We start from the raw sequence: 18,086 nt of genomic DNA on the forward strand, positions 1-18,086 counted from the left end.
GATCGCGGAAGGATTCGTTCCGCGATATCCGCCAGACTCGACGGAATGTGGGAGACCTCCGCGCGGCTGCTGCGGCTGCTGTCGCTGTTGCAGGGCCGCCGCGACTGGACCGGCGGGCAGCTGGCCGACCGGCTCGGCGTCACCACCCGGACCGTGCGCAAGGACGTGGAGCGGCTGCGTGGTCTCGGGTACCCGGTCGACGCGGCGCCGGGCGTGGCCGGCGGGTACCGGCTGGGTGTGGGGGCCGCGTTGCCGCCGCTGCTGCTCGACGACGACGAGGCGGTGGCGGTCGCGGTCGGACTGCGCACCGCCGCCGGCGCCACGGTGGCAGGGATCGAGGACAGCTCGGTACGCGCCCTGGCCAAACTGGAACGGCTGCTACCGGCCCGGCTGCGCAGCCGCATCGCGGCGCTGGCCGCCACCGTGGTCACGGTTCCGGGTGACGGGCCGGCCGTCGACGCGGACACCCTGACGGCGATCGCTGCGGCGTGCCGCGACCACGAGCGGCTGCGTTTCGGGTACCGGACCCACGAGGGGCACGACGGGGTACGGGTCACCGAACCGCACCGCCTGGTCCACGCCGGCCGGCGCTGGTACCTCCTGGCCTGGGATCTCGACCGGCGGGACTGGCGCACGTACCGGGTGGACCGGATGAGCCCGCTGCCGCCCACCGGGCCCCGGTTCGTGCCCCGGCACCTGTCTGAGGACGAGGTGGCCGAGCGCCTGCGCCGTGGACTGGCGACGGCGACCTGGCGCTACCGTGCCCGGGTCACGGTGCACGCGCCGGCCGCCGAGGTCAGAACCCGGTTGCCCGCGGCCATCACGGTCGAGCCGGTCGACGAGCGCACCTGTGTGATCGACGTCGGATCCGACTCTCCGCAACTGCTCGCGCTGTACCTGGGCATGCTCGACGCCGACTTCCACCTGGACGGTGCGGCCGCCGCCGACCTGGCCGGGTACCTGCGCACGCTGTCGGCCCGGTACGCGCGGGCGGTCAGCTGAGCCGCAGACCGTCCAGCCGGCGCCGCAGGTGTGCGCGTTCCGGCTCGGTACCGGCGAGGTCCAGCGCCTGCCGGTAGGCGGCCGCGGCTTCGGGCAGGCGGCCCAGCCGGCACAGCAGGTCGGCCCGGGCCACCAGGTACGGGTGGTACCCGCGCAGCCGGGGCTGATCGGCGAGCTCGTCGAGCAGTGCCAGCCCTGCCCTCGGCCCGTCGCGCATCGCCACCGCCACCGCCCGGTTGAGCGCGACGACGGGCGACGGCGTGAGGGCGAGCAGCACGTCGTAGAGCGCGACGATCTGCGGCCAGTCGGTGGTCGCCAGGTCGGCGGCCTCGTCGTGCAGGGCGGCGATCGCGGCCTGCACCCCGTACGGGCCGGGTGGGCCGCCGGTCAGCGCGACGAGTACCAGTCCCCGACCCTCCTCGATCGATGCGGCGTCCCACCGACCTCGGTCCTGGTCGTCCAGCAGCACGATCGCGCCGTCCGGGCCGGTCCGGGCGTCCCGGCGCGCGTGGATCAGCAGCATCAGCCCGAGCAGCCCGGCGACCTCCCGCTCGGCCGGCAGCAGCCGGCGCAGTATCCGGGCCAGCCGGATGGCCTCCTCGGCGAGGTCGAGCCGCTGCAGGTCGGGTCCGGAGCTTGCCGCATAGCCCTCGGTGAACAGCGAGTAGAGCACCTGGAGCACCCCCGGCAGGCGTTGCGGCAACTCGTCCACGCCGGGTACCCGGAACGGAATGCGCGCCTCGCGGATCTTCTTCTTCGCCCGCACGATCCGCTTGGCCATCGCCGCAGGCGGGACGAGAAACGCGCGGGCCACCTCGGGTGTGGTCAGCCCGGCCAGGCATCGCAGGGTCAGCGCCCCACGGTCGTCGGCGGCCAGTGCCGGGTGGGCGCAGGTGAAGAACAGCAGCAGCCGCTCGTCGGGCAGGTCGCTGCCGGACTCGACGGGTGCGGCCGGGCCGGCTCGATCCGCCTCCACCTGCAGGACGGCCAGCCGGGCCGCGTACGCCTGATCCCTGCGCAGCCGGTCGACGGCCCGGCGCCGCGCCGTGGTCATCAGCCACGCGCCGGGCCGGGGTGGGACGCCGTCGACCGGCCAGTGCACGAGCGCCGCCTCGATCGCCTCGGAGGCCATGTCCTCGGCCAGGTCCAGGTCGCCGAAGCGACGGACGAGGGCGGCGAGCAGCCGGCCGCGTTCCTCGCGGAAGATCGCCTCGACCGGTGCGGCCACCGGCGAGACCCCGCCCACGGCCGGCTCCTCCACCACCGATCAGACCTCGAACTCGGCGACCGGTCGCACCACCACCGAACCGCCGCCGCGGGACCCGGGGCAGCGGGCGGCCCAGTCGAGCGCGACATCGAGGTCGGGGACGTCGATGACGTAGTACCCGCCGAGCACCTCCCGCGTCTCGGCGAACGGCCCGTCGGTGACGGTCCGCTCGCCGGCCGGGCCGACCCGGACCGTGGTGGCCGTGGTCAGGTCCGCCAGCGAGTGTCCGGAGACCCAGATCCCGGCCTCCTTGACCGCCTTGTCGTAGTTGAGCCAGTCCTGGAAAAAGCTCTCGCTCTCCGACTCGATGGCGCTGGTGTCATCGCCCGCCGCCCCGCTGTGGATCAGCAGCATGTACTTCACGGTTTGTCTCCCGTCCCTGGTGTCGGTGCGCATACGCCTTCACTACGAACGGGACCCGCTGGAATGGACAGCGGGCGGGTCACGCCGGTCAGTGGTCGAAGTGACCGGCGCGTACCGCCGCGATGAACGCTCCCCAGGAGCGCGCGTCGAAGGACAATACCGGGCCGCCACGGTCCTTGGTGTCGCGAACCTGGACGGTGCCGGTGGCCCGGCGTACCTCCACGCACGAACCGTTGGTGCTGCTGCGGCTGCTCTTGCGCCACCGTGTGGTGAGAGTGGACATGAGTCTCACCTCCTCGAACACTCAGCTCAGTTCGTCGATCGCCCGGGCGATGCGCTCCCGAGACGAGGACGGACTGAGTGCATTAGCCAATAAGTGTTCAAATACCACGTTATACCAGCGTGCGTCCTCAGATTCGGCAAAAATGTCACCGGTGACCCCCTCGACGTACACCACGTCCGGGTCGCCGTCCGCGGGGAACTTGATCACCGTGAACGAACCGACCATGCCCGGATGCGCGCCGGCCGTGAACGGCAGGATCTGTACCGTCACGTTCGGCAGCTCGGTCGCCTGGAGCAGGTACGCCAGTTGGCCCCGCAGCACGTCCTCGCCACCGATGCGCCGGTGCAGCACCGACTCGTCGAAGATCGCCCACAACGCCAGCGGCCGGCCCGGCTCGCCCGACTCGGGCGCGGGTGCCAGCAGCGCGTTCTGCCGGGCGAGCCGGACCTTGACCCGCCGGTCCACGGCCTCGGTGTCCAGCACCGGCAGCCCGGCGCGGAACAGCGCCCGCGCGTACTCCTCGGTCTGCAGCAGGCCGTGGACGGTCAGCGTCTCGTACACCTGGAGCCGGGTTGCCTCCGCCTCGAACCCGATGTAGGTCGCGTACGGGCCGGACAGCGAGTCGGCGTACTTGCTCCACCAGCCGCGCTGCTTGCCCTCCCGGGCCAGGGCGGTCAGCTCGGTACGCAGGTCGGTGTCCGCGACCTCGAAGAGGTCGAGCAGCTCGGTGAGGTCCCGGCCGCGTAGGCCCACGCGCCCGGTCTCCACCCGGCTCACCCAGGAGCCGGAACGCTCCACCGCGGTGCCGACCTGCTCGCCGGTGAGCCCCTGCCGCTCCCGCAGGCTGCGCAGGATCAGGCCGAGGCGGCGCCGCCTTACCGTGGGACTGCCAATCGCCATGGCGGACAGTGTGCTCGGCGTCGCGGTGAGCAAGCAAGGTTCGCGCTCCGGCGGGTTTGACCTGTTCGCGAGCGGTAGGCGCACACGTTGCCCCTTGTCCGGGTCGGACGGCGGTGGCAACGTGCCAGCATGACGACTGACGATCTGTTGGCCAGGCACAAGGCCGTGCTGCCCGGGTGGCAGCTGCTCTACTACGACGAGCCGATCGAGATCGTCTCGGGCTCGGGTCGGCGTGTCACCGACGCGAAGGGGCGCAGTTACCTGGACTTCTTCGGTGGCGTGCTGACCAACATGCTCGGGTACGACATCCCAGAGGTCCGCGAGGCCGTCGAGCGCCAGTTGCGCACCGGCGTCGTACACACCTCGACGCTGTACCTGATTCGCAGCCAGGTCGAGTTGGCCGAGAAGATCGCGCGGCTGTCCGGCATCCCGGACCCGCGGGTGTTCTTCACCAACTCCGGCAGCGAAGCCAACGAGGCCGCGCTCATGTTCGCCACGAACTACCGGCGCTCGAACCAGATCCTGGCGATCCGCAACAGCTATCACGGCCGCACCTACGCGACGGTGGGCATCACCGGCAACCGCGCCTGGTCGGCGTCCGGGCTGTCCCCGCTGTCCGTCAGCTACCTGCACTCCGGCGACCGGATGCGCGGTCTGCTCGCCGGGCTCGACGACGAACGGCACATCGAGGCGGCGGTCGCCGACCTGCGGGAGGTGGTGGCGACCACGACCAGCGGTACGGTCGCGGCGCTGATCGCCGAGCCGATCCAGGGCGTTGGCGGTTTCGTCCGGGCGCCGGACGGGTTGTTCGCCGCGTACCGCAAGGTTCTCGACGAGTACGGCGTGCTGTTCATCTCCGACGAGGTGCAGACCGGCTGGGGGCGCACCGGCGACCATTTCTGGGGGTACCAGGCCCAGGGCGTCATCCCCGACCTGCTGACCTTCGCCAAGGGCATCGGCAACGGGCTGGCCCTGGCCGGCGTCGTGGGCCGGGCGGAGATCGTCGAGTCGGTGCAGGGCATCTCGTTCTCCACCTTCGGCGGCAATCCGCTGTCCACTGCCGGGGGCAACGCGGTCGTGGACTACCTGCTGGAGCATGACCTGCAGGCCAACGCCCGGGAGGTCGGCCGGCTGCTGGTCGACGGGCTGGCCGAGGCGACGCGGCGGTACCCGATCGTCGGGGACGTGCGGGGCAGGGGACTGATGCTCGCCGTCGAGTTCGTCGAGCCGGGCGGCACGAATCCCAACAGTTACGCCACGGCCCGGGTCTTCGAGGAGTGCCGGCGCGGCGGCCTGCTGGTCGGCAAGGGCGGGCTGTACGGCAACACCTTGCGCATCGGGCCGCCGCTGACGCTGACCGCCGACGAGGCCCGCGAAGGACTGGAAATTCTTACCACAGCCATCGCCGAGGTGGACCGGGAGGTCGCCGAGGTCTGAGCGACGCGGACAGATCCCGCGCCTTCACGCGACGGCCGGCGGGGTCGGCGGCGCTATCGACGGATCGATCTTGATCGAGTACCTCCGCGCGTCCGCGCGCCGCCGCCCGCGGCCGTCGACAGTGGCTCCGGCGTGGGCGGATATCGCCCACGGTGGGTGCACTCTCCGACGTGGACGGTCGCGTCCGCCGGCCCGGTCGTCACGCGGAGGCAGCGGCAGCGCGCTCCGGGGAAGGTAACAACTTTGAAAACTTCGCCCATCTTCTTGACAAGGAGAGGGCCGTAGTAAGAAATTTTACCACTATCAGTTAACAGTCCTTGTTGAAAGTTCTCTGGAGAGGCGGCGCGCGATGACCGAGCAGGAGACCACCGTCGCGGGCACCGCGGTGGTCGACTCGCGCGTCACGGCGCCGTCCGTTCCGGCCCCCGAGGGCGTGCTGGCGCGGTTGCGGGCCCGGCTGCCGGAGTTCACCGGTGCGCTGCAGCGGGTCGCCGAGCTGGTGCTCAGCGACCCGGCGGGCGCGGCCCGGGCGACCATCGTGGAACTGGCCGAGCGCAGCGGCACCTCGCCGGCCACGGTGACCCGCTTCTGTCGCGCGTTGGGCTTCGAGGGCTACGCCGACCTGCGGTTGGGCATCGCCGGCGAGACCGGTCGAGCGGCCCGCTCCGCCGGTTGGAGCGTGGACATCGGCCGGGAGATCCAGCCGACCGACCCGCTGGACCGGGTCCTGCAGCAGATCATCGCGGCGGACACCCGGGCGCTGGCGGACACCGCCGCCATGCTGGACCTGACGGCCCTCGAGCGCGCCGCGGACGCACTGGCCGCCTCGCGCCGCATCGACCTGTACGGCATCGGCGGCAGCGGGCTGGTCGGCGCCGAGATGCAGCTGTGCCTGCACCGCATCGGGCTGGCCGCTTGGTCGTGGACGGATCTGCACAACGGCCTGGCCAGCGCCGCGCTGCTCGGCTCGGGCGACGTGGCGATCGGCGTCTCGCACAGCGGCCAGACCCGGGAGACCATCGAGGTGCTGGCCGAGGCGGGCAGCCACGGCGCGACCACGGTCGCGCTGACCAGCATCCCGCGCTCGCCGCTGGCCGAGATCGCCGACGTCGTGCTGATCCACGCCATGCAGCCGACCGCGTTCCGCACCGACGCGCTGTCCGGTCGCCACCCGCAGCTGGTCGTGCTCGACCTGCTCTACATCGCCGTCGCGCAGCGGACCCACGACCGGTCCCACGCGGCCTTCCAGGCCACCGCACGGGCCGTGGCCGGGCACTGGGCGGCGAAGGAGGAGGGGGAGTGACCGAGGTACGCGCAGACCACGGCACGGCGGTGAACGCCCGGACGTTCGCCGACGCCGCCCGTGAGGTCATCGACCGGGTCGTGGCCGGCAACGGCGAACGGGTGACCGAAGCGGTCGACCTGATCGCCGGTGCGTTGCGGGCCGGTGGCGTGTTGCAGGCGTTCGGAACCGGCCACTCCGAGGCGCTGGCCATGGAACTCGTCGGCCGGGCCGGCGGCCTGGTACCCACCAACAAGATCTCGCTGCGGGACGTCGTGGTGTTCGGCGACGCCCCGCGGGAGGTGCTGCACGACGACAAGCTCGAACGGGATCCGCGGATCGCCCATCAGCTCTACGCGCTGGCCGCGCCGCGTCCCGAGGACGTGTTCGTGGTCGCGTCGAACTCGGGCATCAACGGCTGCATCGTCGAGTTCGCACTGCTGGTCAAGCAGCACGCGCATCCGCTCATCGCCATCACCTCGGCCGAGCACACCGCACGGGTGACGCCACGACACCCGTCCGGCCGCCGGCTTGCCGAGATCGCCGATGTCGTGCTGGACAACGGCGCGCCGTACGGTGACGCACTGCTGCCCCTACCCGGCGGCGGCACGGTCGGCGCCATCTCCTCGATCACCTCGGCCCTACTCGGGCAGCTGGTGGCCGTCGAGGTGGCACGGCAGCTCCAGGATGCCGGTCAGGTACCCCCGATTTACCTGTCCGCAAATGTCCCCGGAGGGGACGAGCACAACACCACCCTCGAGTCGCGGTACGCCGGTCGCATCCGGCGCACGGCCTGACCCGATTTCCAAGGAGACACGCATGTCCCTTTCGCCAGAGAACCCGGGTACCGCCCAGATTGCGAAGCCCGACCTGAACCGGCGCACGGTACTGAAGCGGGCCAGCGCACTCGGCCTGCTCGCCGTACCGGCCGTGGGCCTGCTGGAGGCTTGCGCCACCAGTGGCGGCTCGACGCCCTCGGACCAGAGCACCGGCGGTGCCAAGAGCTCCGACAACCCGCTGGGTGTCGACCCGGCCGCCGGGGTCGAGGTGGTCATCTTCGCCGGTGGATACGGCGACGCCTACGCCACCAAGTACCACGTTCCGCTGTACCAGAAGGCGTTCCCGAAGGCCAAGGTCACCGAGTCCAGCACCCAGGACATCCAGGGCACGCTGCAGCCGCGCTTCTCCGGCGGCAACCCGCCGGACGTCGTGGACAACTCGGGTACCAAGTTCATGGACTTCGGCGCCCTGATCCAGGACAACCAGCTGCAGGACCTGACCGACCTGCTCAACGCGCCGTCGGTCGACGACGCGAGCAAGACGGTCAAGGACACCCTGGTGGACGGCACCGTCGAGGTCGGCACGTACAGCGGCAAGCCGTACGTGATGAACTACGTCTTCACCGTCTACGGCATCTGGTACAACGCCAAGCTGTTCCAGACCAAGGGCTGGACCGTACCCACGACGTGGGCGGACTTCAAGACGCTGCTCGACAAGATCCACGCGGCCGGCATCACGCCGTACGGCTACGCCGGTGCCAACGCCTCGTACTACCAGTACTACGTGCTCATGACCAGCGCGGCCAAGATCGGCGGCGCCGACATCCTCAAGAACATCGACAACCTTGAGGACGGCGCGTGGATGGACCCCGCGGTCAAGCAGTCGGCGGCGGCCTGGGCCGAGATCGGCGCCAAGTACTCCGACAAGGCGTTCCTCGGGCTCAAGCACACCGACGTGCAGCTCAAGCAGGACCAGGACCAGGTGGCCTTCTACCCCTCGGGCAACTGGCTGGAGAACGAGCAGAAGGACAGCACGCCGCCCACCTTCAACTACGCGATGATGCCGGTGCCGAGCGTGACCACCAGCGACAAGCTGGACGCGTCGTCGGTCATGGCCGTGGCCGGTGAGCCGTTCATCGTGGCCGCGAAGGGCAAGAACCCCAAGGGTGGCATGGAGTACCTCCGCCGGATGCTGTCCAAGGAAGGCGCCAAGGACTTCACCACCGCGACCGGTTCGCTGACCTCGGTGGCGCACGCCTCCGACGGCATGTCGCTGTCCCCGGGCCTGACCAGCTCCAGCGACGCGCTGAGCAAGGCCAAGAGCGCCTTCTACTTCCGCTTCGACGGCTGGTACAAGGACCTCGACACCGAGTGCCGCGCGGCCACCAACGAGCTGTTCTACCAGGGCGGCACCGCGGACCACTTCTGCCAGCGGATGCAGGCGAAGGCCGACGCGATCAAGAAGGACAAGTCCATCACGAAGTTCACCCGCTGAGCGGAGAGTAGTGGTCATGCGGCACGGCAAGTATCCGTTTGTCATCGGCTTCCTTGTGGTACCGGTGCTGCTGTACGCGGTCTTCGTCATCAGCCCGTACGTGCAGGCTTTTTACTACGCGTTCACCGACTGGCACGGCATCGCGGCGCACCCGAAGCTCGTCGGGTTCGCCAACTTCACCAAGCTGTTCCACGACTCGGTGTTCTGGAAGGCAGCGGAGCACAACATCATGCTGCTGCTTGCCCTGCCGCTGATCACTATCGCGATCGCCCTGTTTCTGGCGTTCATGTTGAACGTCGGCGGGGGATCGCGGGGCGGCACGAGGTCCGGGGTCTGGGGATCGAAGTTCTACCGGGTGGTGTTCTTCCTTCCCCAGGTCCTGTCCCTCGCCATCATCGCCGTGCTGTTCCAGGAGATCCTGCGGCCGGACAACTCCGGTGCGATCAACTCGATCGTGCACGCGCTCGGGTTCTCCAACATCGGCTTCCTGACCAACCCGACGCTGTCCATGTGGACCATCATCGGCGTGCTGGTCTGGCAGGCGGTCGGCTTCTACGTGGTGTTGTTCTCGGCCGGCATGTCGTCGATCCCGGGAGACATCTACGAGGCGGCCGAGATGGACGGTGCCAGCCGGATCGTGCTGTTCTTCCGGGTGACCCTGCCGCTGCTGTTCGACACCATCCAGGTCGCCTGGGTCTACCTCGGCATCGCGGCCTTCGACGCGTTCGCCCTGGTCAACATCCTCACCGTGGACAACGGCGGCCCGGACGGCGCGACCACGGTACTGGCGAACGAGATCTACCGTGACGCGTTCGTCTATTCACGCTTCGGCTACGCGTCGGCGATGGGCGTCGTGCTGTTCTTCCTGACGCTGACCTTCGCCGTGCTGACCCTGCGCCTGTCCCGGCGCGAGAGCATCGAGTACTGAGAGCGGACGACCATGACTATCAACACGCGGGACAGCTCGACCAAGGCGTCCGCAGCCCGGCCGGCGGTCGTCCCGGCGAAGAAGAAGCGCAAGTCCGAGGTCGGGGTGCTGTCCTCGTTCGGCCACGTCGCGCTGCTGATCTGGGCGATCCTGGTACTCGGCCCGATGCTGTGGACCCTGCTCGCCTCGTTCAAGAACAACACCGAGATCTTCGGCAGCGCCTGGGCCCTGCCGCACCACCTGCGCTGGGGCAACTACGCGCGGGCGTGGAACAAGGCGCACCTGGGCACCTACTTCTTCAACAGCGTGATCGTGGTCGCGTTGAGCACGTTCGGCACCATGCTGTTCGGCTCGATGGCGGCGTACGTGCTGGCCCGGTACAAGTTCATCGGCAACCGGTTCATCTACTACCTGTTCCTCGCCGGGCTGGCCTTCCCAGTCTTCCTCGCGCTGAGCCCGCTGTTCTTCGTGGTGAAGAACCTGGGCACGGTGCCGCTGATCGGGCAGTTCATCACGCTCAACACCCGCGGTGGGCTGGTCCTGGTCTACATCGCGTACTCGCTGCCGTTCACCGTGTTCTTCCTGTCCGCGTTCTTCAAGACGCTGCCGACCTCGGTCGCCGAGGCCGCGATGATCGACGGGGCCTCGCACACCAAGCTGTTCTTCCGGGTGATGCTGCCGATGGCCAAGCCGGGTCTGATCAGCATCGGCATCTTCAACATCATCGGGCAGTGGGCGCAATACAACATCCCGGTCGTGCTAATGAGCGACACGACGGACAAGAGTAAATGGGTACTGACACAGGGCATCGCGGACATTTCCACCCAGGCCGGGTACCAGTCCGACTGGGCGGCGCTGTTCGCGGCGCTGGTGCTGGCGATCCTGCCGATGATCCTGGTGTACGCCGTGTTCCAGCGCCAGATCCAGTCCGGCCTGACCGCCGGGGCGGTCAAGTAGCCGGGATGTCATACCCGCGGCGCAGAATGCGGGTGTGTTGATCGCGGTCGTGCCGGACGACTCCGGTATGGGTGGGCCGCGCTCGGGCTTCGGCCCGTCCTCCGAGGGCGGGCCGGAGGTGCCGCCCGGCCCGGTCCCGCAACTCGGACCGGCAGGAGGGGCCTGGCTTCGCCGGCTCGACGACGCCGGCCGGCCGCTCGGCCCGGCGGAGTGGAGCGCCGACCTCGCCGCCGCGCTGCGGGCCGCACCGGACGCGCGCGTGCTGTGGGCCTCCACCGCCGACTGCTACCCGCGCCTGCTGCGGGCCGGCTTCCGGGTGGCCCGCTGTCACGACCTGGAGTTGACCGAGGCGCTGCTGCTGGGCCACGCGGGCCGGTGGGGTGAGCCGCGATCGCTGGCCGCCGCGTGGGCCCGGCTGACCGGGGCGCCGGTGCCGCCCGATCCGCCGTCGCGACCGGCGACGCCGCCGGGCGACGGGCAGGGCACGTTGTTCGACACCGCCTGGCCGCCGCCGGCCGCCGGCTTCGACCCGCTCGCCGCGCTGATCGAGGTGTACGGCGACCAGCAGGCCCGGCTGGAGGCGGCCGGCTGGGAGCCGGCGGCTGACGCTGGCGGCCTGCCCTCGGGCACCGGCGGCCCGCTCCTGAACACCGTCGGCCTGTCCTCGGGCGCTGGCCCGTCCACCGACGCTGGCCGGCGGCCGCTGTCCGAGGCCGCGCGGCGGCTGCGGCTGCTGGTCGCCGCGGAGTCGGCCGGCGCGCTGATCGCGGTCGAGATGGGGCATCACGGCCTGCCCTGGCGCGCCGACGTGCACAACGAACTGCTGGTCGAACTGCTCGGCGAGCCTTCCCCGGTGGGCGGCCCGCCCCGGCGGCTGGTCGAGTTGACCGCGCGGATCGGCGACGCGTTCGGCGGCCAGCGCGTGCACCCCGAGTCGCCGGCCGACGTGCTGCGCGCGTTCGCCCGCGAGGGCATCAGCCTGACGTCGACCCGGGCCTGGACGCTGCGCGCGGTGGATCATCCGGCGGTGCCGCTGTTGTTGGAATACAAGGAGCTGTACCGGATCTGGACGGCTCACGGCTGGTCGTGGTGCCAGCAGTGGGTGCACCGGGGCCGGTTCCGCGCGGAGTATGTGCCCGGCGGCGTGGTGTCCGGCCGGTGGGCCACCCGGGGCGGGGGAGCGCTGCAGATCCCGAAGGTGGTCCGCCGGGCCGTGCGGGCCGATCCGGGATGGACGCTTGTGGTCGCCGACGCCGGCCAGTTGGAGCCCCGGATCCTGGCCGCGGTCTCCGGCGACCCGGGAATGTCGCGGGCGGCCGGCACCGGTGACATGTACGCGGCGCTGGCCGCGGAGGCGTTCGGCGGCGACCGGGCGAAGGCCAAGGTGGCCCTGCTCGGAGCCATGTACGGGCAGACCGGCGGCCAGGCGGTCCCGGCCCTGGCGGCGCTGCGCGGTTCGTATCCGACCGCGCTGTCCTACGTCGAGGACGCCGCGCGCACCGGAGAGGCCGGTGGCCTCGTCCGTTCCTGGCTCGGCCGCACCTGCCCGCCGCCGTCGGTGACCTGGGGCGCGTGGGCCGAGTCGGCGGCGGCCCTCGACCCGGAGGCCGCGGGCGGCGAGGCACCGCCCGACGGGCCCCGGGGTGGGGCCGCGGCGCGGGCCCGGGGCCGGTTCACCCGCAACTTCGTCATCCAGGCCACCGCCGCCGAGTTCGCGCTGTCGCTACTGGCCCTGCTGCGCGGCTCGCTGGCCGGCAGCGACGCCGAGCTGGTGTTCTTCCAGCACGACGAGGTGGTGGTGCACTGTCGGGAGCAGGACGCGCCGACGGTCGTCGCGGCGGTGGAGGCCGCCTGCGAGCAGGCCGGTCGGCTGTTGTTCGGCGACACCCCGGTGCGGTTTCCGCTCGACGTGTCGGTGGTCGACTGTTACGCCGACGCGAAATAGCCGGCCACCACGTCGGTGTGGGTGGGGAAGGCCAGCGGCTGCGTGTCCGTGATGATCAGCCACTCCGACGCTTCCTCGGTGGGCGCGGACGGCGGCAGGTCGGCCTGCTCGCGGATCGGCAGGCGGCCGAAGATGTTCAGGGTGCCGCGGGTGCTGATCGTGTCGACGAGCGCGACCTGTTCGGGGTCGCCGGTCAGCCCGGTCTCCTCGCGCAGTTCCCGTACCGCGGCCTCCTGCCAGGTCTCGCCGACCTCGATGAAGCCGCCGGGCAGGGCGAGCTGCCCGCGCGCCGGTTCGATGTCGCGCCGCACGACGACCAGGCCGACCGTGTCGGGTCCGGTGCGCACCGGCAGCAGTATCACCGCCACCGGCAGCGGGTTGAGCCAGGTGGTCTCGCCGCAGTTGGGGCACACGCGTGGCCAGGCCGCGCCGGGGGAGTACGCCGTCCCGCAGTACGAGCAGTGCGAGTGTTGGATCAGGTTGGTGCGCTGCCAGCTGTGCGGAGACTGCATGTCTGAACCGTAGGTCATTACTGTGCGCGACCGACGGCGACGTGAGTGAATTTCTCCGCGCGGCCACTTGCGGTCCCTCTGGATGGACGGTTAGCTGATCGCATCGGGCCGGATACTCAGCGCAAACGTCCCTGGTCAGAGCGGGGATGGGAAGGGTACGTTCCGTCGATGCGTCTCGACCACAGCTTCGTCGTCCCGGTGCCGGCACCGCTGGCCTGGGCCGCGTTGCTGGATGCCCGGTCCGGGCCGCCGCTGCTTCCCGGGGTGGCGATCAGGACCCGGGCCGACGACCGCTTCGCCGGCACCCTGCGGGTGCGGATCGGCCCGGTGACGCTGTGTTACCGGGGTAGCGGGCGGTACGTCGTCCGGGATCCGTCGGCGCGGCACCTCATGGTCGAGGCCGCCGGCCAGGACGTACACGGCGGGGGTACCGCCGCCGCCACGGCGAGCGCGACGTTGCGCGAGGGCCCGAACCGGACCACCCGGGTGGACCTGTGCGCCGAGCTGGCGATGACCGGGCGGCTCGTGCGCGGCAACCGGAGGCTGGTCCAGGCGGCAGGTACCCGGATGCTGACCCAGGTGGCCGACGCGCTGGCCGCGCGGGTGGCAGTCGACGCGGGGCCGTCCGCGCCGGGTCCGCTGCCCGGGGTACCCGCACGGCTGCGCGGCCTCCTGCCGTACGCGTGTGCCTTCCTGCTGGGCGGCGCGGTGACCCTGGCGGTGATCGTCGCCCTCGGGTGACTGCCAGTGATCATTCCCTGACTTTCCTCAGCCTGTGGATAACTCCTGGGGATAACCGCGCGACTGCTGTGGACGGCCAGTGGACAGCGGCGTGTCGTTCAACGTTCACCTACCGGCGGTGGCACCGCAGGTCACGGCCCTCTCGGCCGAACGGTTGAGGAGGGAGGCGTGGCTTTGCCGTCGTCGGCTGAGTCAGAGCCGGCCCTCCAGCCGCAGCGCCATCTCCCGGTACCGGGCGACCGGCACGAGATGTACCCCGTCGAACGCCCCGCTCTCGCGCAGCCGTTCGATCTGCTCGCACGCGGCGTCCACCCCGTGCCGCCGGTCCTGCTCCACCCGCTCGATCAGCTCCGCGGGGATCTCTATGTCGGGGATGGTCGCGGCCAGCCGGCGCGCCATCGCGGCGCTGGGCAGCACCAGCACGCCGGCGTAGACCGGAACGTCCAGCGCGGCGGCGTCCCGCCAGCGCAGCAGCGCGTCGACCGAGAAGCTCATCTGGGCGAACACGAAGTCGGCGGCCCGCTTCCAGCTCGGCAGCCGCCGCGGGCCCGCGGCGACACCGACCCGGAACGCGGGGATGCCCTCGAACGCCGGGTCGCCGGTCAGGGCGCGCGCCTCGTCCAGCATCGCGCGGACGGTCAGCTCGCTCGTCCGGTCGCCGGCCGTCGGCTTGTCGCCGTAGACGAACAGGAACTCGCTGACTCCGTACGCCGCGGCGGTCAGCATGTCCCGCCGGAAGCCCAGCAGGTTGCGGTCGCGCGAGTTCAGGCAGGCGATGCTGCGCCCGCCCATAGCGGCCACCTCGTGCGCCACGGCGATGCTGGACACCGTCGCCCGACCGATGTGGTTGTCCGGAATCAGGAACGAGTGCGCGACCGGTGCCAACACGCCGATCTGGTGCCGCACGCGCCGCAGGTCGGGCTTTGTCGGCGGCTCGATCTCGCAGATCAGGTCGAAGGACGGCGAAGTCATGGCGGGCAGGTTACGCGCCGTGCCCGGCTGCCAGGACCCCCGTCGCGGGCAGCCCGAGCAGGCGCAGCGGGTTGTGCCAGCACACCGCGCGCAGCCACTCGTCGCCCAGATCCAGCCTGGCCAGGGACTCCAGCTGGTGGGCGTACGGGTGGGGGATGTTGGGGAAATCGCTGCCGAGCACCACCCGGCCGGCGTGGCCCAGATCCCGGATACGGGGCAGCAGCCGGGGCGGTAGGGGGGCCAGCCCCTCGAAAAAGTCGGTGAACGCCATGGTGGTGTCTAGGGACACCCGGGGGTACCGGTCGGCCAGGCCGAGGAACTCCTCGTACTCCGGTGCGCCCAGGTGCGCGATGACCGCGGTCAGCCGCGGGTACCGGGCGAGCGTGGCGCCGAACGGCCCCGGGCCGGTGTGGCCGGCTGCCACCGGACCGGAGCCGGCGTGCACCACGACCGGTACGCCGGCCTCGCTCAGCCGGCCCCAGACCGGATCCAGCAGCGGGTCGTTGGGGTCGAACCCGCCCACCTGCAGGTGCACCTTGAAGATTTGTGCGCCACGCTCCAGCGCCGCGTCGACGTACCCGGCGACTCCGGGTTCCGGGTAGAACGTGGCGCTGGGCAGGCAGCCGGACGCGGTACGCGCGAGTTCAAGCGTCCAGTCGTTGAGGTCGGCGGCCATCGCCGGACGGTGCGCGTATGCCAGCGCGGAGAAGTGCCGCACGCCGAGCGTGCCGAGGTAGGCGACCCGCTGCTCGTCCGGCCACGGGTAGCGCACCGGCCACGGCCGTCCGAGCAGCGGCCCGCCCTCGGCGAAGTGCGCCCAGACGCGGCGCTGCATCCGGGGCGGCATGAAGTGCACGTGTACGTCGGCCAGCCCGGGCAGGCCGAGTCCCCGCCAGAAGGCGGGGACGTCGGTGTCGTTCACAGCTTCAGGTTGTACCGGTCCAGAACTGCCGGCGCGAGCAGACCGAGCGCGGCCAGGACGGAGATCACAGTGAACAGGCCGCGCCAGAAGAAGAGTTCCACCTTGCCACCGACCTCGGTGGCGATCGCGTTCGGTACGCCGACGCACCGCCACATCCGCCGGCCCAGCGGAATCGGCCAGGCGATCGGGCAGCCGTGACTGGTGAGCATGTCGCCGAGCAGGTGCACGATCCCGCCGGCGCCCAGCGCGATGCCCAGCATCGGGTACCCGCGGTCGCCGTGCAGCCGGGTGTACGTGAACACGGTCGCCGCGAGGGCGGTCAGCGTGACGATCACCCAGCCGGCCCGGTGCGCCCACTTCTCGAACAGCCCGCGCAGCGCCATGGCGAACGTGACGAACAGTACCGACAGCACGGCCCACTTGCCGAAGTGCAGGCACAGCTCGAAGACGCCGATACCGAGCCCGATGTTGAACGGCAGGGTGTGGGTGAACGTCCGGTGTCCGTTGTGCAGATGGGGATCCTTGCGGGTACGGGTCAGGTCGTAGATGCCGAGCGACACTTTCTCCACGCACTCCGCGAAGAACAGCGAGAACACCCCGAAGGTGTGCGCCACGGTCGCGCCGCCCTGGTCGGTGGTCACCCGTCCGGACAGGTCCAGGTCGGGTACGAGCGCACCGCCGGCGCACATGGCTGTGCCGACGGCCAGTTCGACCGGGGTCTGGTGGAAATTCGCGAAATGCGCCAGTGCCAGAGAGCCGGCCAGCCATGCGGCAGCACCGGACAATGCGTGAGAGGGCCCCATCATGGCACGCAGTGTGCCGGGCGTCTGGCGCCGAATCGGGGATCTTCCTCAGATGTCCGCTGTGTACGTGTCGCTACGAAATGACCTTTCCGCCAGCGACGTCGATGGTGACGCCGGTGACCCAGGCGGACGCGTCCGAGGCCAGGTACGCGGTCGCGGCCGCGACGTCCGACGGCTCGCCCAGCCGGCCCAGTGGGAACGATCGGCCCAGCTCCTCGCGCTGCTGGGCGGTCAGGTGCGTGTCCATCTTCGCGTTGTGCACGGCGGCCGGTGCCAGGCAGTTGACCCGCACACCGCGCGGAGCCAGCTCGGCGGCGAGGTGCCGAGTGAGCATCACCACTCCGGCCTTGGCCACCGCGTACGCGGCGTTGGCTCGTGACGCCTGGCGACCGGCCGACGACGACATGGTGACCACCGACCCCCGGCCGGCCGCGAGCATGTCCGGCACGAACGCCTGGACGGTCAGGAAGGTCGAGGTCAGCTCACTGTCGACGATCCGGCGGAACTCCTCGGCGGTCAGATCCAGGAATGCCCGCGGTGCGCCGTCGCCACCGGCGAAGGTGGCCAGTACGTCGACCGGACCCAGCTCCTGCCCGACCCGGTCGTGCAGCCGCGCCACGGCGACCGGGTCGGTACAGTCCGCGACCACCGCGATCGCCTCGCCGCCGCAGTTCCACACCTGTTCCCGGACCTCCTCCACGGCGCGCTCGTTGCGGCCCACCACGGCGATGCGCATCTTCTGCGCCGCCAGCAGCCGGCAGGTGGCGGCGCCGATGCTGCCGGAGCCACCGGTGACCACCGCCACCTTCCGCGCCAGGTCGGGAAAGCTCGGAATCATTGCCGATCCCACGGCCGGTAGCCGCGACCGCGCCCGGCCGGGCCCCACGGCCCGCGACCCCAGGCGGGCCCGCCGCCCCACGGGGCACCACCCCACGGGCCGCCCCACGGTCCTCGGCTGTTCGCGGCGTACCAGGCCCAGCGCCGGTGACGCAGGACGCTGAACGCCAGGATGAGCAGCGGGATCAGCGGCCAGAAGAAATGCGCACCGGACAGCACCCACAGGCCGATGAGCACACCGGCGATCAATGCCGTCGCGCCGACGTGAATACGCAGCCGGCGCCGGAGGCCGGCCAGCATCTCCGGGGTGCGGCGCAGCGCGTCCCAGCCGCCGTCGGGCAGGTCGGCGGTCAGCGGCTCGAGTTCGTCGCGGTACTTGGCCCGGTACACCCGGGCGAGGCGCTCGTCGCCCTCCTCAAGGCTCAGCCGGCCCTCGCTGACCGCGGCGCGCAGGATCGTGGCGACCTGCTCGCGCTCCGCGTCGGAGGTCCGGACCCGTCCCGGATCCTCGGACTCTGTGGACATGACAACTCCTCCGTGTCGATGCCGGGCCCGATGGCCCGGTCACCGTTTCAGCGTGCGCCGGCCGGCGGGGTGCGTCGTCGGATCGGCGGCGGCATCGCGGGTGCCGCCCGGGGAGTAGCGCACCGGCCCGGCTACT

Annotated in this window: 19 protein-coding genes; 9 read left to right on the forward strand and 10 right to left on the reverse strand. The window is 71.0% G+C overall.

Annotation, left to right across the window (positions count from 1 at the left end; genetic code table 11):
* The first annotated feature begins 45 nt into the window (after nt 1–45).
* Nucleotides 46–1,002 carry a helix-turn-helix transcriptional regulator gene (locus Raf01_RS32455; protein WP_203921883.1) on the forward strand — a complete coding sequence of 319 codons (957 nt, stop codon included), beginning with the start codon at nt 46–48 and terminating at the stop codon, nt 1,000–1,002.
* Here the strand turns inward: Raf01_RS32455 and Raf01_RS32460 are convergent.
* From Raf01_RS32460 to Raf01_RS32475, 4 genes are all read right to left on the reverse strand, one after another.
* Nucleotides 995–2,248: an RNA polymerase sigma factor gene (locus Raf01_RS32460; RefSeq protein ID WP_239134111.1), complete on the reverse strand. Its 1,254-nt coding sequence runs from the start codon at nt 2,246–2,248 to the stop codon at nt 995–997. The genes Raf01_RS32455 and Raf01_RS32460 overlap by 8 nt on opposite strands.
* Before the next feature lie 21 nt (nt 2,249–2,269).
* On the reverse strand, nt 2,270–2,623 hold the full coding sequence (locus Raf01_RS32465; RefSeq protein WP_239134122.1) for a YciI family protein: 354 nt from the start codon (nt 2,621–2,623) through the stop codon (nt 2,270–2,272).
* Nucleotides 2,624–2,720: 97 nt separating this feature from the next.
* Nucleotides 2,721–2,915: a DUF397 domain-containing protein gene (locus Raf01_RS32470; protein ID WP_203921885.1), complete on the reverse strand. Its 195-nt coding sequence runs from the start codon at nt 2,913–2,915 to the stop codon at nt 2,721–2,723.
* Nucleotides 2,916–2,936: 21 nt separating this feature from the next.
* On the reverse strand, nt 2,937–3,815 hold the full coding sequence (locus tag Raf01_RS32475) for a helix-turn-helix domain-containing protein (RefSeq protein ID WP_203921886.1): 879 nt from the start codon (nt 3,813–3,815) through the stop codon (nt 2,937–2,939).
* Nucleotides 3,816–3,944: 129 nt separating this feature from the next.
* Here Raf01_RS32475 and Raf01_RS32480 point away from each other — a divergent pair, with 129 nt between their 5' ends.
* From Raf01_RS32480 to Raf01_RS32510, 7 genes are all read left to right on the forward strand, one after another.
* Nucleotides 3,945–5,252 carry an aspartate aminotransferase family protein gene (locus tag Raf01_RS32480; RefSeq protein WP_203921887.1) on the forward strand — a complete coding sequence of 436 codons (1,308 nt, stop codon included), beginning with the start codon at nt 3,945–3,947 and terminating at the stop codon, nt 5,250–5,252.
* Between the two features lie 349 nt (nt 5,253–5,601).
* On the forward strand, nt 5,602–6,555 hold the full coding sequence (locus tag Raf01_RS32485) for a MurR/RpiR family transcriptional regulator (RefSeq protein WP_203921888.1): 954 nt from the start codon (nt 5,602–5,604) through the stop codon (nt 6,553–6,555).
* The gene (locus Raf01_RS32490; RefSeq protein ID WP_275413101.1) at nt 6,552–7,331 is read left to right on the forward strand and encodes a sugar isomerase domain-containing protein; all 780 of its coding nucleotides are present in this window, start codon (nt 6,552–6,554) and stop codon (nt 7,329–7,331) included. The genes Raf01_RS32485 and Raf01_RS32490 overlap by 4 nt, the downstream gene beginning before the upstream one ends.
* A 22-nt stretch (nt 7,332–7,353) precedes the next feature.
* Complete coding sequence (gene ngcE, locus Raf01_RS32495; protein WP_203921889.1) at nt 7,354–8,808, forward strand: N-acetylglucosamine/diacetylchitobiose ABC transporter substrate-binding protein; 1,455 nt, start codon at nt 7,354–7,356, stop codon at nt 8,806–8,808.
* A 16-nt stretch (nt 8,809–8,824) separates the two neighbouring features.
* Nucleotides 8,825–9,736, forward strand: a complete 912-nt coding sequence (locus Raf01_RS32500) for a carbohydrate ABC transporter permease (RefSeq protein ID WP_203921890.1) — start codon at nt 8,825–8,827, stop codon at nt 9,734–9,736.
* Nucleotides 9,737–9,748: 12 nt separating this feature from the next.
* Complete coding sequence (locus tag Raf01_RS32505) at nt 9,749–10,693, forward strand: carbohydrate ABC transporter permease (RefSeq protein WP_203921891.1); 945 nt, start codon at nt 9,749–9,751, stop codon at nt 10,691–10,693.
* Between the two features lie 67 nt (nt 10,694–10,760).
* On the forward strand, nt 10,761–12,638 hold the full coding sequence (locus Raf01_RS32510; RefSeq protein ID WP_203921929.1) for a bifunctional 3'-5' exonuclease/DNA polymerase: 1,878 nt from the start codon (nt 10,761–10,763) through the stop codon (nt 12,636–12,638).
* Here the strand turns inward: Raf01_RS32510 and Raf01_RS32515 are convergent.
* A complete protein-coding gene (locus Raf01_RS32515; protein WP_203921892.1) occupies nt 12,620–13,150 on the reverse strand; it encodes an NUDIX domain-containing protein in 531 nt (176 codons plus the stop codon). The two genes, Raf01_RS32510 and Raf01_RS32515, sit on opposite strands and share 19 nt — an antisense overlap.
* Before the next feature lie 168 nt (nt 13,151–13,318).
* On the opposite strand from Raf01_RS32515, the gene Raf01_RS32520 reads away from it, so the two are divergent.
* Nucleotides 13,319–13,891, forward strand: a complete 573-nt coding sequence (locus Raf01_RS32520) for an SRPBCC domain-containing protein (protein WP_203921893.1) — start codon at nt 13,319–13,321, stop codon at nt 13,889–13,891.
* A 192-nt stretch (nt 13,892–14,083) separates the two neighbouring features.
* On the opposite strand, the gene Raf01_RS32525 is transcribed toward Raf01_RS32520, so the two are convergent.
* The 5 genes from Raf01_RS32525 to Raf01_RS32540 all read right to left on the reverse strand — a co-directional run bounded on the left by Raf01_RS32525 (nt 14,084) and on the right by Raf01_RS32540 (nt 17,950).
* Nucleotides 14,084–14,863 carry a methylenetetrahydrofolate reductase gene (locus Raf01_RS32525; protein ID WP_203921894.1) on the reverse strand — a complete coding sequence of 260 codons (780 nt, stop codon included), beginning with the start codon at nt 14,861–14,863 and terminating at the stop codon, nt 14,084–14,086.
* Between the two features lie 10 nt (nt 14,864–14,873).
* On the reverse strand, nt 14,874–15,785 hold the full coding sequence (locus Raf01_RS49905) for an amidohydrolase family protein (protein WP_239134113.1): 912 nt from the start codon (nt 15,783–15,785) through the stop codon (nt 14,874–14,876).
* Nucleotides 15,782–16,591: a metal-dependent hydrolase gene (locus Raf01_RS49910; RefSeq protein WP_239134114.1), complete on the reverse strand. Its 810-nt coding sequence runs from the start codon at nt 16,589–16,591 to the stop codon at nt 15,782–15,784. The genes Raf01_RS49905 and Raf01_RS49910 overlap by 4 nt, the downstream gene beginning before the upstream one ends.
* A gap of 70 nt (nt 16,592–16,661) precedes the next feature.
* Nucleotides 16,662–17,426 carry an SDR family NAD(P)-dependent oxidoreductase gene (locus tag Raf01_RS32535; protein WP_203921895.1) on the reverse strand — a complete coding sequence of 255 codons (765 nt, stop codon included), beginning with the start codon at nt 17,424–17,426 and terminating at the stop codon, nt 16,662–16,664.
* Complete coding sequence (locus Raf01_RS32540) at nt 17,423–17,950, reverse strand: DUF1707 SHOCT-like domain-containing protein (RefSeq protein WP_203921896.1); 528 nt, start codon at nt 17,948–17,950, stop codon at nt 17,423–17,425. The genes Raf01_RS32535 and Raf01_RS32540 overlap by 4 nt, the downstream gene beginning before the upstream one ends.
* Nucleotides 17,951–18,086 lie beyond the last annotated feature (136 nt).

It is taken from the genome of Rugosimonospora africana, from assembly GCF_016862975.1.
GTDB classification, from domain to species: Bacteria; Actinomycetota; Actinomycetes; order Mycobacteriales; family Micromonosporaceae; genus Rugosimonospora; species Rugosimonospora africana.

Bases quoted from the DNA above. Each gene is read 5' to 3' on its own strand.
- Raf01_RS32455 (WP_203921883.1), top strand. From the start codon at position 46: ATGTGGGAGACCTCCGCGCGGCTGCTGCGGCTGCTGTCGCTGTTGCAG.
- Raf01_RS32465 (WP_239134122.1), bottom strand. From the start codon at position 2,623: ATGCTGCTGATCCACAGCGGGGCGGCGGGCGATGACACCAGCGCCATC.
- Raf01_RS32470 (WP_203921885.1), bottom strand. From the start codon at position 2,915: ATGTCCACTCTCACCACACGGTGGCGCAAGAGCAGCCGCAGCAGCACC.
- Raf01_RS32475 (WP_203921886.1), bottom strand. From the start codon at position 3,815: ATGGCGATTGGCAGTCCCACGGTAAGGCGGCGCCGCCTCGGCCTGATC.
- Raf01_RS32480 (WP_203921887.1), top strand. From the start codon at position 3,945: ATGACGACTGACGATCTGTTGGCCAGGCACAAGGCCGTGCTGCCCGGG.
- Raf01_RS32485 (WP_203921888.1), top strand. From the start codon at position 5,602: ATGACCGAGCAGGAGACCACCGTCGCGGGCACCGCGGTGGTCGACTCG.
- ngcE (WP_203921889.1), top strand. From the start codon at position 7,354: ATGTCCCTTTCGCCAGAGAACCCGGGTACCGCCCAGATTGCGAAGCCC.
- Raf01_RS32500 (WP_203921890.1), top strand. From the start codon at position 8,825: ATGCGGCACGGCAAGTATCCGTTTGTCATCGGCTTCCTTGTGGTACCG.
- Raf01_RS32505 (WP_203921891.1), top strand. From the start codon at position 9,749: ATGACTATCAACACGCGGGACAGCTCGACCAAGGCGTCCGCAGCCCGG.
- Raf01_RS32510 (WP_203921929.1), top strand. From the start codon at position 10,761: ATGGGTGGGCCGCGCTCGGGCTTCGGCCCGTCCTCCGAGGGCGGGCCG.
- Raf01_RS32515 (WP_203921892.1), bottom strand. From the start codon at position 13,150: ATGCAGTCTCCGCACAGCTGGCAGCGCACCAACCTGATCCAACACTCG.
- Raf01_RS32520 (WP_203921893.1), top strand. From the start codon at position 13,319: ATGCGTCTCGACCACAGCTTCGTCGTCCCGGTGCCGGCACCGCTGGCC.
- Raf01_RS32525 (WP_203921894.1), bottom strand. From the start codon at position 14,863: ATGACTTCGCCGTCCTTCGACCTGATCTGCGAGATCGAGCCGCCGACA.
- Raf01_RS49910 (WP_239134114.1), bottom strand. From the start codon at position 16,591: ATGATGGGGCCCTCTCACGCATTGTCCGGTGCTGCCGCATGGCTGGCC.
- Raf01_RS32535 (WP_203921895.1), bottom strand. From the start codon at position 17,426: ATGATTCCGAGCTTTCCCGACCTGGCGCGGAAGGTGGCGGTGGTCACC.
- Raf01_RS32540 (WP_203921896.1), bottom strand. From the start codon at position 17,950: ATGTCCACAGAGTCCGAGGATCCGGGACGGGTCCGGACCTCCGACGCG.